The organism is Nocardia miyunensis NBRC 108239 (genome assembly GCF_001613065.1).
Lineage (GTDB): Bacteria > Actinomycetota > Actinomycetes > Mycobacteriales > Mycobacteriaceae > Nocardia > Nocardia miyunensis.
The window spans coordinates 13,478-28,934 of the sequence record NZ_BDBQ01000102.1 but is presented as its reverse complement, the minus strand read 5'-3'; the positions used below and the strand labels follow the sequence as shown (position 1 = coordinate 28,934).

Annotated in this window: 17 protein-coding genes; 9 read left to right on the top strand and 8 right to left on the bottom strand. The window is 67.1% G+C overall.

Translation table 11 applies throughout. From position 1 onward, the window contains the following. Window positions 1–303: 303 nt before the first annotated feature. Window positions 304–1,143 (bottom strand): SDR family oxidoreductase, encoded by an 840-nt coding sequence (locus tag NM2_RS39085; RefSeq protein ID WP_067680408.1) that lies wholly within the window; start codon window positions 1,141–1,143, stop codon window positions 304–306. Next, a complete protein-coding gene (locus NM2_RS39080; RefSeq protein WP_245718434.1) occupies window positions 1,140–1,619 on the bottom strand; it encodes a VOC family protein in 480 nt (159 codons plus the stop codon). The genes NM2_RS39085 and NM2_RS39080 overlap by 4 nt, the downstream gene beginning before the upstream one ends. Window positions 1,620–1,654: 35 nt before the next feature. Between NM2_RS39080 and NM2_RS39075 the strand changes: the two genes are divergently transcribed. The 4 genes from NM2_RS39075 to NM2_RS39060 all read left to right on the top strand — a co-directional run bounded on the left by NM2_RS39075 (window position 1,655) and on the right by NM2_RS39060 (window position 5,900). Then, window positions 1,655–2,956 (top strand): acyl-CoA dehydrogenase family protein, encoded by a 1,302-nt coding sequence (locus NM2_RS39075; RefSeq protein ID WP_067680404.1) that lies wholly within the window; start codon window positions 1,655–1,657, stop codon window positions 2,954–2,956. Window positions 2,957–3,131: 175 nt separating this feature from the next. Further along, the gene (locus NM2_RS39070) at window positions 3,132–4,160 is read left to right on the top strand and encodes a phosphotransferase family protein (RefSeq protein ID WP_067680401.1); all 1,029 of its coding nucleotides are present in this window, start codon (window positions 3,132–3,134) and stop codon (window positions 4,158–4,160) included. Continuing rightward, on the top strand, window positions 4,157–4,930 hold the full coding sequence (locus NM2_RS39065; RefSeq protein WP_067680397.1) for an enoyl-CoA hydratase-related protein: 774 nt from the start codon (window positions 4,157–4,159) through the stop codon (window positions 4,928–4,930). Before NM2_RS39070 ends, NM2_RS39065 begins: the two co-directional genes overlap by 4 nt. 1 nt (window position 4,931) lies before the next feature. Further along, window positions 4,932–5,900: an NADPH:quinone oxidoreductase family protein gene (locus NM2_RS39060; protein ID WP_067680394.1), complete on the top strand. Its 969-nt coding sequence runs from the start codon at window positions 4,932–4,934 to the stop codon at window positions 5,898–5,900. Window positions 5,901–5,984: 84 nt separating this feature from the next. Here NM2_RS39060 and eno read toward each other — a convergent pair whose 3' ends face one another. Then, entirely contained in the window at window positions 5,985–7,277 is a 1,293-nt protein-coding gene (eno, locus tag NM2_RS39055) for a phosphopyruvate hydratase (RefSeq protein ID WP_067680391.1), read from the bottom strand. 113 nt (window positions 7,278–7,390) lie between these two features. Here eno and NM2_RS39050 point away from each other — a divergent pair, with 113 nt between their 5' ends. From NM2_RS39050 to NM2_RS39040, 3 genes are all read left to right on the top strand, one after another. Next, complete coding sequence (locus tag NM2_RS39050) at window positions 7,391–8,314, top strand: LysR family transcriptional regulator (RefSeq protein ID WP_067680388.1); 924 nt, start codon at window positions 7,391–7,393, stop codon at window positions 8,312–8,314. Between the two features lie 335 nt (window positions 8,315–8,649). After that, entirely contained in the window at window positions 8,650–9,348 is a 699-nt protein-coding gene (locus NM2_RS39045) for a lytic transglycosylase domain-containing protein (protein WP_067680386.1), read from the top strand. A gap of 59 nt (window positions 9,349–9,407) precedes the next feature. Continuing rightward, entirely contained in the window at window positions 9,408–10,067 is a 660-nt protein-coding gene (locus tag NM2_RS39040; RefSeq protein WP_067680485.1) for a class I SAM-dependent methyltransferase family protein, read from the top strand. A gap of 70 nt (window positions 10,068–10,137) precedes the next feature. Here the strand turns inward: NM2_RS39040 and NM2_RS49765 are convergent, their stop codons facing one another. Further along, complete coding sequence (locus tag NM2_RS49765) at window positions 10,138–10,278, bottom strand: hypothetical protein (RefSeq protein WP_157121670.1); 141 nt, start codon at window positions 10,276–10,278, stop codon at window positions 10,138–10,140. A gap of 289 nt (window positions 10,279–10,567) precedes the next feature. Between NM2_RS49765 and NM2_RS39035 the strand changes: the two genes are divergently transcribed. Beyond that, complete coding sequence (locus tag NM2_RS39035; RefSeq protein WP_439956967.1) at window positions 10,568–11,212, top strand: LysE family translocator; 645 nt, start codon at window positions 10,568–10,570, stop codon at window positions 11,210–11,212. 9 nt (window positions 11,213–11,221) lie between these two features. Here the strand turns inward: NM2_RS39035 and NM2_RS39030 are convergent, their stop codons facing one another. After that, on the bottom strand, window positions 11,222–12,280 hold the full coding sequence (locus NM2_RS39030; protein ID WP_067680383.1) for an alpha/beta hydrolase: 1,059 nt from the start codon (window positions 12,278–12,280) through the stop codon (window positions 11,222–11,224). A gap of 149 nt (window positions 12,281–12,429) precedes the next feature. After that, entirely contained in the window at window positions 12,430–12,840 is a 411-nt protein-coding gene (locus tag NM2_RS39025) for a nuclear transport factor 2 family protein (protein ID WP_084532018.1), read from the bottom strand. A gap of 85 nt (window positions 12,841–12,925) precedes the next feature. Here NM2_RS39025 and NM2_RS39020 point away from each other — a divergent pair, with 85 nt between their 5' ends. Continuing rightward, complete coding sequence (locus tag NM2_RS39020) at window positions 12,926–13,474, top strand: TetR/AcrR family transcriptional regulator (RefSeq protein WP_067680380.1); 549 nt, start codon at window positions 12,926–12,928, stop codon at window positions 13,472–13,474. Window positions 13,475–13,486: 12 nt separating this feature from the next. On the opposite strand, the gene NM2_RS39015 is transcribed toward NM2_RS39020, so the two are convergent. Both NM2_RS39015 and NM2_RS39010 read right to left on the bottom strand, forming a co-directional pair. Beyond that, a complete protein-coding gene (locus NM2_RS39015) occupies window positions 13,487–14,224 on the bottom strand; it encodes an alpha/beta fold hydrolase (protein ID WP_067680377.1) in 738 nt (245 codons plus the stop codon). 74 nt (window positions 14,225–14,298) lie between these two features. Further along, on the bottom strand, window positions 14,299–15,450 hold the full coding sequence (locus tag NM2_RS39010; RefSeq protein ID WP_067680374.1) for an acyl-CoA dehydrogenase family protein: 1,152 nt from the start codon (window positions 15,448–15,450) through the stop codon (window positions 14,299–14,301). Window positions 15,451–15,457 lie beyond the last annotated feature (7 nt).

The window sequence follows — 15,457 nt, the reverse complement described above, 5'->3', positions numbered from 1 at the left end:
CTCGCCTCGCCGCTGAATCGACAAATCCACTGCTTCCCAGACGCATTCGGGTTCCGTTCGCCTGCTGCACGCTGCGCGATCCAGTTCTCCTGCCGCCGCGCCGGCCCCATCGCCTATCAGGGCGAATGTCGATCCCCCGAACATCCGTCAGCAATAGAGTTCACTCAGCGGATGCCTCGCCTGCGACCGCCGCTTCGCCGCCGACCAGCAGGTCTACGGCGGTCGAGAAGCTCGCCGGATCCGACCGGGCTCAGGCACCACACCGGCAATGTCATCAGCAATGCCGATGCGGCCCAGCCGGGTTCAACCAGCGTTTCGCCCCGCCACCCGGACTGCGGCCACGACTCCGCCGTCGACCAGCAGGTCTATGCCGTTCAAGAAGCTTGCCTTGTCCGACAGGGCGAAGGCGACGACATCGGCCACCTCATCAGCAATGCCTGTGCGGCCCAACGGAGTTCGCTCGACCAACGCTGCCATGCTGGCATGTTCGGCGGCCTCCTGACGTCCCTGCGGGGTATCGATCATGCCCGGTGAGACCGAGCAGATGCGCGCCCCGGACGGACCGAGGCGGACCGCCTCCCGTTCCACGAAGCGGTGCACGCCGCGTTTGGCCCAGCCGTACGCGACGCCCGAATTCTCCACGGCGGGGCCGAGCGCCTCGTGCAACCGGTCCAGGAACCGCGGGGCGAGCGGATCGTCCAGTATCGCGAGGGCGGCGGGGTCCGGGGGCGTGAGATCCAGCAGCGGGGCCATCGAGGCGAAACAGACTGTGGCCGTGCCGGATACGGCCAGCGGACGCAGGGTCTGCGCGAGCAGGGCGGTGCCGATCAGGTCGACGGTGAAGATGCGTCGCCAGTCCGCCATGGTCGGGGAGATTCCGGCGGCATGGGCGACCGCACGCAGCTCGCCGAGATCGCCGACCCGCTCGGCCAGTCGTGCCAGGCCCTCGGTATCGGTGATGTCGAGTTCCACCGATTGCACTGTCACACTGGGATTCTCGGCCGCCAGCACGTCCCGGGCGGCATTCGCCGTGGCCGCGTCACGATCGACCAGCAGCAGCGCGTCGACCATTCCCGCCACCCGCTGCGCGCAGGCATACCCCATCCCGCGACCGGCTCCGGTCACGATTCCCACGGAGCTCATACCGCACCGCCCGGTGCGGCCCAGCAGCGCGAGATGCCCGATTCGGCCGCGCGATCGACCAACTCCACCCGGAACCCCTCGGCACTGCGCAGGAATGCGAAGAACAGCCCGCCCTGCGGACCGCGGCGGGTGGCCTCGGTCAGGTATCCGTGCCGGATCAAAGCCTCGGTGTCGGCGGCGACGTCGTCGGACCAGTAGCCGATGTGGTGCATACCGGCCTCCCCCGCCGGTTCCCACAGGGTGCCCGCCACGCTGCGCACCACTTCCAGACGCGGGACCGTCGTCGAGTACATGCACCGCAGATTCAACTCGACGCTCTTGCCGTCGGGCAGGTCCACCGACACGAGATCACCGACCTCCGGCCCCCACTCGTAGCCGAGCACCTCGGTCAACCGCGCCGCGGTGGCCTCGAAATCCGGCGCCACGATGCCGATGTGGAACTGATCACCAGGATCAAGAATTGCGTTCTTTATCACGAGAAGGATATTCTCACCTTGAGAGAGGAGGCGCAATGGCATGGGATTTCGAGACGGACCCCGAGTACCAGCGCAAGCTCGACTGGGCCGATGAGTTCGTCCGCGAGGAGGTCGAGCCGCTCGACCTGGTCTGGGAGCACGAGCAGTTCGTACCGCTGGAAGGGCCGCGGCGCGCGGCGATCGAGCCGCTCAAGAAGCAGGTGCGCGAACAGGGACTGTGGGCCACACATCTGGGCCCGGACCTGGGCGGACAGGGTTACGGTCAGCTGAAACTGGCGCTGCTCAACGAGATTCTGGGGCGTTCGTCCTGGGCTCCGATCGTCTTCGGCTGTCAGGCCCCGGACACCGGCAACGCCGAGATCATCGCCCACTACGGCACCCCCGAGCAGAAGCAGCGCTACCTGCAACCGCTCCTGGACGGCGAACTGTTCTCCAGCTATTCGATGACCGAACCGCAGGCCGGGGCGGACCCGACCCGCTTCGAGACCCGCGCGACACGCGACGGCGACGACTGGATCATCAACGGCTGGAAGTTCTTCTCCTCCAACGCGAGAACCGCCGCATTCCTGATCGTCATGGCCGTGACGAATACGGAAGTCAGCCCCTACCAGGGCATGTCGATGTTCCTGGTGCCCACCGACACCCCCGGCATCGACATCGTGCGCAACGTCGGCCTGTACGGCGAACCGCTGGACGGCGGCTCGCACGCGCTCATCCACTACGACAACGTCCGGGTGCCCGCCGAATCGCTGCTCGGCGGCGAGGGACAGGCATTCGTCATCGCGCAGACTCGCCTGGGCGGCGGCCGGATCCATCACGCCATGCGCACGATCGGCCTGGCGCAGCAGGCGCTGGACATGATGTGCGAGCGTGCCCTGAGCCGCGAGACCGCCGGAAGTCGTTTGGCGGACAAGCAATTCGTGCAGGGCTACATCGCCGACTCCTACGCGCAGCTGGCCCAGTTCCGGCTGTTCGTGCTGCACACCGCCTGGAAGATCGACAAGTACAACGACTACAAGAAGGTCCGCAAGGACATCGCCACCGCGAAGATCGTCATGCCGACGGTGCTGCACGACATCGCCTGGCGCGCAATGCAAGTCCACGGCGCACTCGGCACCACCAACGAGATGCCGTTCTTCCGGATGATCCACGGCGCCGGCGTGATGGGCCTGGCCGACGGCCCGACCGAGGTGCACAAGGGCACGGTCGCCAAACAGGTGCTGCGCGATTACCAACCCACCGACGGCATGTGGCCCACCCAGTGGATTCCGGCGAAACAGCAAGCCGCACGGGCGAAGTTCGCCGATTACCTGGAACGCGAAGCCGGAAACCTTTGAGCGCGGACATTACGCGGCGCGCGGGCCGGCCGGACGAACACGGCGCGCCCGGCTCCGGCACAAGACGAAAACAGAGCAATCATCAACAGCGGCGAGCGCACCGGACTGATCCGTGTGCCGCCAGGCAGGGCATCCGCCGAGTCAGGAAGCCCGCGCAAGTGGAAGTAAGGCACCCATGAGTATCGACACCTCCCGACTCGCCGACTGGATGGACGCGCAGGGCCTGCCCGGCAAGGGCGAGCCCCTCGAGGCGCGGTTCCTGTCCGGCGGCACGCAGAACGAGATCTACAAGATCAGCCGCGGTGAGCATGTGTGCGCCATCCGGATGCCTCCGCCCGAGGCGCCCGCCGAGCGGGACGCGGGCATCCTGCGCGAGTGGCGGATCATCGAGGCGCTCGAAGGCACCGACGTCCCGCACACCGCAGCGGTCGCGGCCTGCACCGACGCCTCCGTACTCGGCCGCACGTTCTATCTGATGGGTTTCGTGGACGGCTGGTCGCCGATGGACCACCGCGGCGTGTGGCCCGAGCCGTTCGGCTCCGATCACACCTTGCGCGCGGGGCTGGGATATCAACTCGCAGAAGGGATCGCGCTGCTGTCCCGGGTGGACTGGAAAGCCAAGGGGCTGCACGATCTGGGTCGCCCGGACGGCTATCACGAGCGGCAGGTCGCGCGGTGGCTGAGCTTCTACGACCGGATCGACGGCGCGCGCACCCTCGAGGGGATGGATGTGGCCACGGACTGGCTGCGCACGCACCGCCCGCTCGACTACATCCCCGGTCTCATGCACGGTGACTACCAGTTCGCCAACGTGATGTTCGAGCACGGCGGCCCGGCCCGCCTGGCCGCCCTCGTGGACTGGGAGATGGGCACCGTCGGCGATCCCAAGCTCGATCTGGGCTGGATGCTCCAGGGCTGGCCCGAGGACACCAGCGATCCCGCGGTGGCGACCAAGGGCTACGCGAATATGCAGTACATGCCCTCGCGCGACCAGATTCTGGCGCACTACGCCGAGGTCTCGGGACGACAGGTCGACGATATCGACTACTACCTGATCCTGGCCAAATGGAAGCTGGCCATCGTGCTCGAGCGCGGATATCAGCGCGCCAAGGGCGATGAGAAATTGGAAGCGTTCGGCCCCGTGGTGGCCGACACGATGCGTTCGGCCGCCGAACTGGCAGAAAGTACGGGGTACAAGCGATGACCGACGGCAACGAAATCGTCATTGACCGGTCCGGGGCGGTGCTGGTCGCGCGCCTCAACCGGCCCGAGGCCCGCAATGCGTTGAACGGCAACGTGATTCGCGGAATCGGCCAGGCCGTGCTGGACGCTGAGGCCGATCCCGGGATCCGCGCCATCGTGCTCATCGGCACCGGTGACCGCGCGTTCTGTGCGGGCATGGATCTGCGCGCCTTCGCCGAAGGTGAAACCTTCGGCGCGGACGAGGCCAGCGAGGCGTACGGGCGGCTGAGCAAGGGGCAGGTGAGCGTGCCGGTGATCGGCGCGGCCAATGCCACGGCGGTCGGCGGCGGACTCGAACTGCTGCTCGCCTGTGATCTCATCGTCGCCTCCTCGGCCGCGAAATTCGGTTTCCCCGAGGTGAAGCGCGGCCTGTTCGCGGCCGGTGGCGGCACGACGGTCGGGACCAGGATTCCGCTCGCCATCGCGCTGGAACTGCTGCTGACGGGTGATTACGTCAGTGCCGCAAGGGCTTACGAGGTCGGCCTGATCAACGCCGTCGCCGAACCCGACGAGGTGTTGCCCACCGCCTTGGCCCTTGCCGAGCGGATCGCCGCCAACGCTCCGCTGGGCCTCGCCGCCTCCAAGGACCTGGCCCGTCTCGCGGTGACCGATGCCGCCGAGGCCGATGCGCGCCTGAAGACTTGGCAGACAAAGGTTTTTACCAGCGCCGACGCCAAGGAGGGCGCTCGCGCCTTCGCCGAGAAGCGCACCCCGCAGTGGCAGGGTAACTGAGATGCGAGCGGTGGTCTGCCCTGCCTACGGGCCGCCGGAGATCATCCGCATCGAGGAACGGCGGTCCCCCGCACCCGGACCGGGACAGGTCCGGGTGCGGGTGGGCGCGGCCGCGGTCAACTTCCCCGATGTGCTGGTGATCGCGGGCGAATATCAGATCAAGGTGCCGCCGCCGTTCGTGCCGGGCAGCGAATTCGCCGGAACCGTGGTCGAAATCGCCGATGACGTCGACTCGGTGGCGGTCGGCGACCGGGTGACCGGCACCGGCATCGTCGGGGCGTTCGCCGAGGAGGTCGCGGTGCCCGCCGCCGGGCTCGCGCGCATCCCCGACGGCGTGGACGACCACCGCGCCGCGGCGTTCGGCGTCGCGTATCGCACCGCGTACCACTGCCTTCGGTCCGTGGCGCGAATCCGTGCCGGAGACCAGCTGGTGGTGCTCGGCGCGGGCGGCGGCGTCGGCCTGGCCGCGGTCCAACTCGGCGTACAACTCGGCGCGGAGGTGACCGCCGTCGCTTCCTCAGCCGAAAAGCTCAGCGCGGCAGCCGCATACGGCGCATCCCACCTCATCGACCACACCACCGGAGACCTGCGCGGAACGTTGCGCGAGGCATTGCCGGAAGGTGCGCACGCGGTCGTCGACCCGGTAGGCGGACGCCTGTCCGAACCCGCCCTACGCTCCCTACGTCGCGGAGGCCGATTCGTCACGGTCGGCTTCGCCTCGGGCGTAATCCCCCAGATCCCACTTAACCTGGTGCTGGTCAAGGGAATTCACCTACTCGGCTTCCAGTTCCAGGACCTGCCCCCCGACGAATTCCACCGCAACGAGGACGAATTACGCAAGCTACTCACCACCGGACAGGTGAACCCACACATCAGCGCCGTCTACCCACTTACCCGCGCGACCGCCGCCCTGCGCAAGGTCGCCGACGGAAAGGCAATCGGCAAAATCCTGCTCGACCTCACCGCCTGACCGTCCACGCCGACGAACGAGTGCTGGACGAGGCCGGACACGTCCTGCCCGAGGGTTCCTGTTCTGCCCCAACGGAACTGAGGGTTACGATTCGTGCGGATGTCCGGCGAGGGTTGAGGCGCCCGCATATCGAGCCCGGGTGCCGAGTTCGGCTTCGATGCGCAGGAGTTGGTTGTACTTGGCGGTGCGGTCCGATCGCGAGAGCGAGCCGGTTTTGATCTGCCCGCACCCGAGGGCGACGGCGAGGTCGGCGATGCTGGTGTCCTCGGTTTCCCCGGAACGGTGCGAGATGATCGACGTATATCCGGCTCGCCGGGCGATATTCGCGGTGTCGAAGGTTTCGGTGAGCGTCCCGATCTGATTGATCTTCATCAGGATCGAATTCCCTATCCCGGACCGGATGCCTTCGCTCAGCAGCGCGGGGTTTGTGCAGAACACGTCGTCGCCGACGAGTTGACAGCGTTCGCCGACCGCGGTGGTCAGCTGTCTCCAGCCTTGGTAATCATCTTGGGCGAGAGGGTCTTCCATGGACACGATGGGATACGCGTCGAGCAGCCCCAATAGATGGTCGATGTGTTCGTCGACCGTCCTGACGGTTCCGTCAGCGCGATAGTGATAGGCGCCGTCGGTGTAGAACTCCGAGGCCGCGGGGTCCAGCAGAATGACGATGTCCGCACCGGGCCGGTAGCCGGATGTCTCGACAGCCGCCACGATGTGATCCAGGGCCTGCTCCGCCGAGCGCAGGTCGGGAGCGAAACCGCCCTCGTCTCCGACGTTGGTGTTTTCACCAGCAGCGGCGAGGTCGGCTTTCAAGGTGTGGAACACCTCCGAGCCGATCCGTACCGCGTCCCTGAAGGTTTCGGCCCCGACGGGGGCGATCATGAATTCTTGGAAGTCGAGCAGGTTGTCCGCGTGGGCTCCGCCGTTGATGATGTTGAACATCGGCATCGGCAGCAGCCGAGCCGAGGCTCCACCGAGGTAGCGGTACAGCGGAATGCGGTGGGCCGCCGCCGCGGCCTTGGCGACGGCGAGCGAAACCCCCAGAGTGGCGTTGGCGCCCAACCTCGACTTGTTCGCGGTGCCGTCCAGGCTGATCATCGCGTGATCGATCGCAGCCTGGTCCTCGGCGTCCCTTCCGATCACGATCGGCCCGATGTCGGCGTTGATATGCGACACCGCGGTGAGAACACCTCGGCCGTGGAAGCGGGACCGATCCCCGTCGCGCAACTCGACCGCCTCCCGAGTGCCCGTCGAAGCGCCCGAGGGCACGCTCGCTCGCCCGATCGAACCGTCCTCGAGTTCCACGGTGACTTCCACGGTCGGATTGCCTCGACTGTCGAGGATCTCGTATCCGACCACCGCTCGAATTCGTGTCACTGAACGTCCCGTCCTGTCCTGAACTGTGTGTGCCCGGGTGGCGTGATCAGTGTCTCGGGGGCGACCGTACCTGCGGTAGAGCATGTTCCATCGGGTGCCCATAAGGTTGCCCTATGGGCTTGTCGTCGAGAGTTTCCGATCTGGGGCCGTTCGAGCTACTCGCGACGATCGCCGCCACGGGCAGCATCGGCGCCTGTGCCCGGCACCATGGGCTGTCCCAGCCCGCGGTCAGTGCCCGCATCCGGAACCTCGAGCAGCGCCTGGGTCTGCGACTGCTGGACCGTCACCCGCGCGGGACCACCGTGACCGAGACCGGGCAGATGGTGTTGCGGTGGGCGCGCCCCGCACTGGACGCCACCGCCGATCTCGACCAAGCGCTGAACGCGTTGACCGGAGCATCGTCGGCACATCTGATGCTGGCGGCCAGCACCACCATCGCCGAATTCTTTCTGCCGACGTGGTTCGCCGCCTTGCGAAAACGGTTGCCGGGGACCAACATCAGCCTGTTGTGCCACAACAGCGCCGACACCGTCGCCCTGATCCGTCGCGGCGGCGCGGAGCTAGGATTCGCGGAAGCCGGCCACATTCCCGCCGAGCTCGAACATTGCCCCGTAGTGCGTGATCGGCTGGTGGTCGTGGTCGCCCCGGATCACCCTTGGGCCGCGCACCGAGCCATCACCGCCACCGATCTGGCCACCGCCGCCCTGATCCTGCGCGAACCGGGCTCAGCCACCCGATCCGTACTCCACGACCGGCTCGCGACACTGCCCGACCCGTTGACCGCAGTTCCCGCAATGGAACTGACTTCGGCCACCGCCATCAAGAATGCCGCCGCCAGCGGCCTGGGTCCCGCGGTGCTGAGCGAGTTGACGGTCCGCGACGAACTCGCCGACCACACACTCGTCGAAGTCCCCATCCCCAGCCTCACCCTGGAACGCAATCTGCACGCCTGCTGGCGACGCCACCACCGCTTCAGCGCACCGGCGCGCCACCTACTCGACATCGCCACCACCCACCGGCCGCCCGCTCACCAATGACGCCCGCCGCCAATAGAAATCGCCAATCACCGAAGACGTTGCGCCCGAAGGTGTTACAACGCAGCCGCCGCAGACGTGCATCGCGCCGCGCGACTGCTCGAAAACGCCATCGGCACATGGGATCCGCCACGCTGACAAACGATGGGCGGTCGGAGTGCCCTCCACGGCACCAGCGTCAGGCGCACTCGTGCCGTGTGCACAGCCACTGATCATGTTGTCGGAAGCGGCATTTCGAGTTCATTGGGCATTACCGCGCGCTCGGCGGCAAATCACGATACAGTAACGCCCGCTCGCGTATATTCGATGGAGGTAGTGCCGAGGTGGGACGTCACCGGATGAAGCCGGAATCAACGGTCCGGCGCAAGTCAGTGATCGCGTTGTCCGGATTGGTTCCCGGAGTGGTCTCCCTGACCGCCCTGGCCACCCAGGCCTCGGCCGCCCAGACCGTGCCCGAGGTTCGCATGGTCGCGCTGCCCACCGGATCGGCAGGCACGGGGTCGGCGGACTCCGGATCGGCGGGCACGGGATCCGCGGGCTCCGGGTCGGCCACCAGCTCGAGCGCCGCGCAAATTCCCTCGGTCGCGGAAACCGCGTACAAGGTCGCCGCGGCCGAACTCGCCGTGGAGCAACCCCAGTGCCACATGCCGTGGCAGTTGCTCGCCGGTATCGGCCGGGTCGAGTCGCATCACGCGAACAACGGAAACGTCGACATGTTCGGCACGACCCGGCGCGCGATCTACGGCCCGTCCCTCGACGGCACGCTGCCCGGCAACGAGGTGATCCGCAACCATGCCGGCAAATTCCTTCGCGCCGAGGGGCCGATGCAGTTCATGCCCGCAACGTGGGCACGGTACTCACGGCCGGGCGGCAACCCGCAAAATCTGTTCGACGCGAGTTACACCGCCGGAAATTACCTCTGCTCGGGCGGGTTGAATATGCAGAACCCGGCACAGCGAACGGCCGCGATCCTGCGCTACAACCACTCGATGGCCTACGTCACCCAGGTCATGGGCTGGGCACATCGTTACCGATAGTCCGAATCACGCTGAAATCAACTGTCCCGTATAACCGTTCGCGCCAATACGTTGTGCTGGTGAGCGAACGCGACTGGTATGCCTGGCACACCGAATACGATCAGCCCGGCAGCCGGTTGGCCCGGCGACTCGACGCTGTGCAGGAGCAGATCCGGGTCGCTCTCGACGCCGCGGCGCCGGGTCCGCTGCGAGTGATCAGCCTGTGCGCGGGCCAGGGACGCGATGTGATCGGCGTGCTCGCCACACACCCTCGCCGCCGTGACGTCACCGCGCGCTTGGTCGAACTCGATCCGCGAAATGCGGGTGTGGCAAGGGAACTGGCGGCACAGCACGCGCTGGATCGGGTCGAGGTCGTCGTGGGCGACGCCGCCCTCACCGACCACTACGCACCGCTGGCCCCAGCGGATTTGGTGATCGCCTGCGGGATCTTCGGCAACATCTCCGACACCGACGTCGAGCGCACCATCGAGTTCACCACTCAACTCTGTGCCGAGGGCGGCACCGTCGTGTGGACGCGCGCGCGTCGCGAGCCCGACCTCGTGCCACAGCTCTGCGACTGGTTCACAGAGCGTGGTTTCGAGCAGGTGTGGGTCTCCGACCCGGAGGTATCGTTCGGAGTCGGTGCGCACCGGTTCACCGGAACACCCTCGCCCCTGCAACCGGGCGCAACGATATTCACCTTCATCGGCTCCGACCGCCTCTCCGAACCGGCGAACTGACACCACGGATCACCCTGCCGCGGTGCGGGGGGGGCGCTGCCCGATGTCGTTGCGGCGCTTGATGATCAGCTCACTTTCGTTCGGATGCGACGGCGAACGAGAGCCAGCACGGGCCGTCGACCAGGAGCAGCAGCAGCGGCCGATAGCCCGCGCCGGGCACGGCGAGCGCGATGACGAAGGCCAGTGCCAGGCACGCGGCATTGCCGATCAACTGCTCGAGCCCTGCCCTGCTCGGGGCCGACTCCCGCCGACCGGCGCAGCGCGATGGCCCGCGTGGTGAGGGCGGAGGCGGCCCCGCTGCTGTCCGTTGCCGATCGAGGTGACGCGGCCTGCGCGGCTCGAGCAGGGCTGCGTCAGCGTTTCGACGCTGCCCGAAGCTGATCGAACGCTCGATGCGGCGGTCCGTGTTCGCGGAACTGCTCGAGGTGCCGGTGGCGACAGCCCCGCACGGACTAATTCCCTTGCCCCGGAACGCAGGCGTCGGCAAATATGCAGCCATGGTGATCTCGGGTGCTGCGGCGATCGGTGTGACAGTGACGGCCCTGGGAATGGTGCTGACTCCGGGGCCGAACATGATGTACCTGGTGTCGCGCAGTATCGGCCAGGGGCGCGTCGCCGGGTGGATCTCACTGGTGGGCACCGAGGTCGGGTTCGTGGTCTACGTGATGATGGCCAATCTGGGGTTGGCGATCGTGTTCGTCGCGGTGCCGTGGCTGTATATCGGCTTCAAGGCCGCGGGCGCGGCGTATCTGGCGTATCTCGCGTGGCAGGCGTTGCGACCGGGCGGCCGCGGATTGTTCGAAACGCGCGAGATACCGCGCGATTCGGCCGCCAAGCTGTTCCGAATGGGACTGCTGACGAACCTGCTGAATCCTAAGGCCGTGGTGATGTATCTGGCGCTGATTCCGCAGTTCATCGATCCGCGGCGCGGGCACATCGTCGAGCAGGGATTCGTGTTGGGCGGCTTGCACATTGCGGTCAGCACGACCGTCAACGCGCTGATCGTGCTCGCGGCGGGCGCGATCGCCGGGTTCCTCGCGGCGAGGCCGCGCTGGGTGGTGTGGCAGCGCCGGGTGACCGGCACGCTGCTCGGCACGGTGGCCGTTCTGCTCGCCCGAGAAGTGCCCGCCCGCGCCCGCGTCTAGCCGAACAACTCAGAATCCGTGGGTGCGCAGCCAGGGGTCGAGGGCGTTGCGGAACTGGGTGGCGGTGGGTTCCATGGTCAGGCCGTGGGTTGCGCCGTTCACGATGTCGCTGGTGACGTCCGGGCTGCCGGTGAACAGCTTGCCCTGGTAGCGGGCGCGATTCACGTCGAACACCCGGTCTTCGGTGCCGGTCAGGGTCAGAACCGGGATGTGGATCGCGCCGAGGCGGACGGGGTCGATCAGGGTCGCCTCGGTCAGGGAGATCATGTCGCCGCAGGGGTTCAGCTGACGTAGCGGAGTTGCCGCGGCGAACACCTTCGGTGGCGACTGGGCCAGGAAATCTTGTTGGTACGCTTTGGTATTCGGGGTCAGGTAGCTGTATCCGGGGGCTCCGGCGGGGGACTTCTGGCTACCGGTCACACAGGTGGATCCCCAGGACAGAGTGCCTACCAACTGCTCGGGAGTCAGGGCCAGATCGGAGTAGGACAGCACGCCGATGGCGTCCACATCGCCGAACGAATACGCCTCGATCTGCGTGATTGCTCCGCCGAGCGAATGTCCCAGCAGCGCAACATGTCCGAAGGCCACAGCCCCGCCCTCCGCCGAATAGTTGCCCGATCGCAGATCCTGGACGATCTGATGCGCGACGGTTGCCTGACCGCCCACACAGCTGAGCGTTCCCGGCGGCTGACCGCTGGCGCCGTAACCGAGCCGCTCGATCGTGACCGACACGTGCCCGCGCTCGGCCATCTCCCGCACGTGGTCGTAGCCGGGCACGGCGCCGAATCGCCAGAACCACTCACCCACCTCGAGACCGTGCAGATACAGCGCCGCACTCGTTGCGGTGCGCCCTGCCAGCGCGTTCGCCGGACCGGTGAGGTGCCCGTGCACCGTGTAGGTTCGGCCGTCGGTTCCGCACGGCACCCCGGAGGTGTTCACGTTGCGGACCGAGAACGTGATCGCCCGGTCGACGACACCGCCGGGCGCGGCGGCGGCCATCGGAACGGCCGGAACGGCGAGCGAAAGCACGGAGATCACCGTGGCCAGGACGAAGCGGGAAAAGCGCATGGTTCCGAACCTCTCTGACAAGGTGCTGCATCGGACTCACGGGCAAAGGCACGGAAATGCGCCTCGGGGGGATCCTACGGCCTTGCCGATCGCGCCGAGTCGTTCGGCCGCACCCCCGCGAGACCTGTCCGCGCGGTGCCGTGACCGGATCACGCCTGTACGGGTGCCCGGCGCGCGAGGACCTTGCGGTGACAGATGCGCCAGCCCTGCGGTTCTCGGCGGAGCGTGTCCTCGTAGACGACGGTCCCGCTCGTCCCGTCCGCATTGACCGACAATCCTTTGGATCGCGCCCGCGCCCGGTCGCCATCCTGTTCGACCACAACGATATTGGTGACGTGATGCCCCAGCGGCTGGGCCGCGTCATCCTGGTTGTCGCGGGCCAATTTCCGTAGCGCCGCGAGTCCGTGGGTCGTGCCGAGCCCGAAGTCCTCCAGGTCCAGCACCAGATCATCGGTGTACAGCTCGCCCCACCGATCCCAGTCGCGGTCGTCGGCCACATGTCCGTGCAACGCGATCGTCTCGTGAATCGCGATCCGATCCGACGCAGTGATGTCCAGCATTCGAACGCCTCTCACATAAATGGGGACCTCCCCGTTTAGCCGCCGCTAGAATAACCGGGGAGTTCCCCATTTAGCAAGGAGAAATGTGGCCCGACCACGCCGCGCCGACGCGCGCCGAAACTACGAACTGGTGCTGGCGGCCGCGCGGGAGGTATTCGACGAACTCGGCGTCACCGCCCCACTGGACGAGATCGCCCGCCGCGCCGGAGTCGGCAATGCGACGATGTACCGCCACTTCCCCACTCGCCGAGAGATGGTCATCGCCGTCTACGCCGAGGAGGTCACCGCACTGGGCGAGCTGGGCCGCACCCTCCTCGACGCCCCCTCCCCCGCCGACGCGCTGTTCACCTGGCTACGCGCGTTCATCACGCACGTATCCACGAAAGGCCAACTCCCCCTGTCCATTCCGGACGACGAGGCGGGACAGCGATCAGCGCTGTACCACGAATGGCACGAGACGATGCACACCGCCGCGGCCGACCTGCTGCACCGAGCCCAGCACGCGGGCGCGATCAAGAACGACCTCGACGTGGCCGACCTGCTGGCCGCGGCCAACGGAATCGGACACGCCGCGGCCGACGCTCCGCAAATCGAGCGGTTGCTGACCATCCTCCGCGATGGCCTCACACGTTGACCTGCCGCTCGACTACCCGAGGAAGTCGGCAAGCACGGCAGCGCCACGGGCCGGATCCTGAAGCATCCACCAGTGCCCCAGACCTTCCAGGCGCACGGTCCGGGCGCCTGCGCGTTCCCCGGGCCGAATCCGCCGATCGCCGGCGCCGACGAAGCCGTCCTCGGTGGCGACGATGTGCAGGCCGGGGCGGGCGGCGGCATTTTCGAGGTTCTTGCCCAGTTCAGCCATGACCGGCTGGGCGGCCGAGCGATACACCGACAGGATCGCGCGGCCCATCTCGTCGCCTTGCGCGTCGGCAACCGCCTCGGCCACATCGGCGGGCATCCCGAGCTGGGTGTTGCGCTCCACTCTCGCCTCTCGCGGGGCCTGCATCATCAGGTCGACGAGTTTCTCGCCCTCGGCCGGCGTCTGCCAGATCCGAGCGGCGTCGTGCCACACGTAGTCCGGGTCGAACAGCCCGACGACATCGCTGACCCAGCTGCGCAACAGATCCGGCCGATACATCGCGACATTGACCACATGCCCGCCACCCCAATCGTGACCGACCAGGTCGACCGGCTCGCCGATCGCCTCCAACTCACCCACCAGCCAATCGCGGTATTCGAGCACCGTGGCGCCGAACCCGTCCGGCAGCGGCGCACCGAATCCGGGCGGCGACAGGCAGACCGTGTCGTCACGACCCAGCTCCGCCCGCAGCGGCCCCCAGATGGCATCACTCTCAGGATTGCCGTGTACGAAGACGATCGTCATGCCCGTCACGGTAGCGCCGAAACCCAACCCGGATAGCACCTTTCGCAGCACCGCGAAAATGATCGGCCCCGATCTCAGCGCAGGCCGAGGTCTTTCGCGACGATGGTCTTCATGACCTCGCTGGTCCCCGCGTAGATCCGCGCCACCCGGGCATCGGCGTACAGCCGGGCGATGGGGTATTCCAGCATGTAGCCGTAGCCGCCGAACAGTTGCAGGCAGCGGTCGACCACGCGGGCCTGGACCTCGGTGCAGAACAGTTTGGTCCGGGCGGCGTCGGCGCCGGACAACTCGCCCTCGACCAGATCCAGCACGGCTCGATCGATCATCGTCTGTGCCGCTTCGACCTCCGCGGACATGGCGGCGAGTTCGAACTTGGTGTTCTGGTACGAGGCGACCGGCTGGCCGAATGCCTTGCGCTCCTTGACGTATTCGCTCGTCGCGACGATCGCCGAACGCGCCTGGGCGACCGAGCCTACGGCGACCGTGATGCGCTCCTGGGCCAGGTTGTGGCCTAGGTAGCCGAATGCCTTGCCCTCCTCGCCGAGCCGATTCGACTGCGGCACACGGACATTCTCGAACGAGAGCTCCACGGTGTCCTGCACCTTGCAACCGAGCTTGTCCAGGATGCGGCCTTTGGTGAAGCCGGGGCGACCGCTCTCCACCACGATCAGGCTCAGTCCCGCGCGGCGGTTCTCCGGATCGGTGTCGGTGCGGGCCACGACGATCACCAGATCGGCCAGCAGGCCACCGGTGATGAAAGTCTTCGCGCCGTTGAGGATGTAGTCCTCACCGTCGCGCACCGCGGTGGTGCGGATGCCGGCCAGATCCGAACCGGTACCGGGTTCGGTCATGGCGACCGCCGTCAGCAACGTGCCGTTCGCCAGTCCCGGGAACCACCGGCGGCGTTGCTCCTCGTTCGCGTATTCCAGGAAGTACGGCAGGATCACATCGATCTGGGTGCGCACGGTGCTGAGGGTGACCAGCGCCCGATACGCCTCCTCCTGTAGGACCGCGTTGAACCGGTAGTCCCGCACGCCTCCGCCCCCGTACTCCTCCGGAATCGCGGTGCCCAGCAGCCCGAGTTCGCCCATCCGCTCGAAGATTTCGCGCGGCATGCGTCCCGCGCGCTCCCAGTCCGGGTAGTGCGGGACGACCTCCTTATCGATGAAATTCCTTGCCAGCTCCCGGAATGCCTCGTGATCGGCGGTGTAGAGGGTACGGCGCACGACGGCT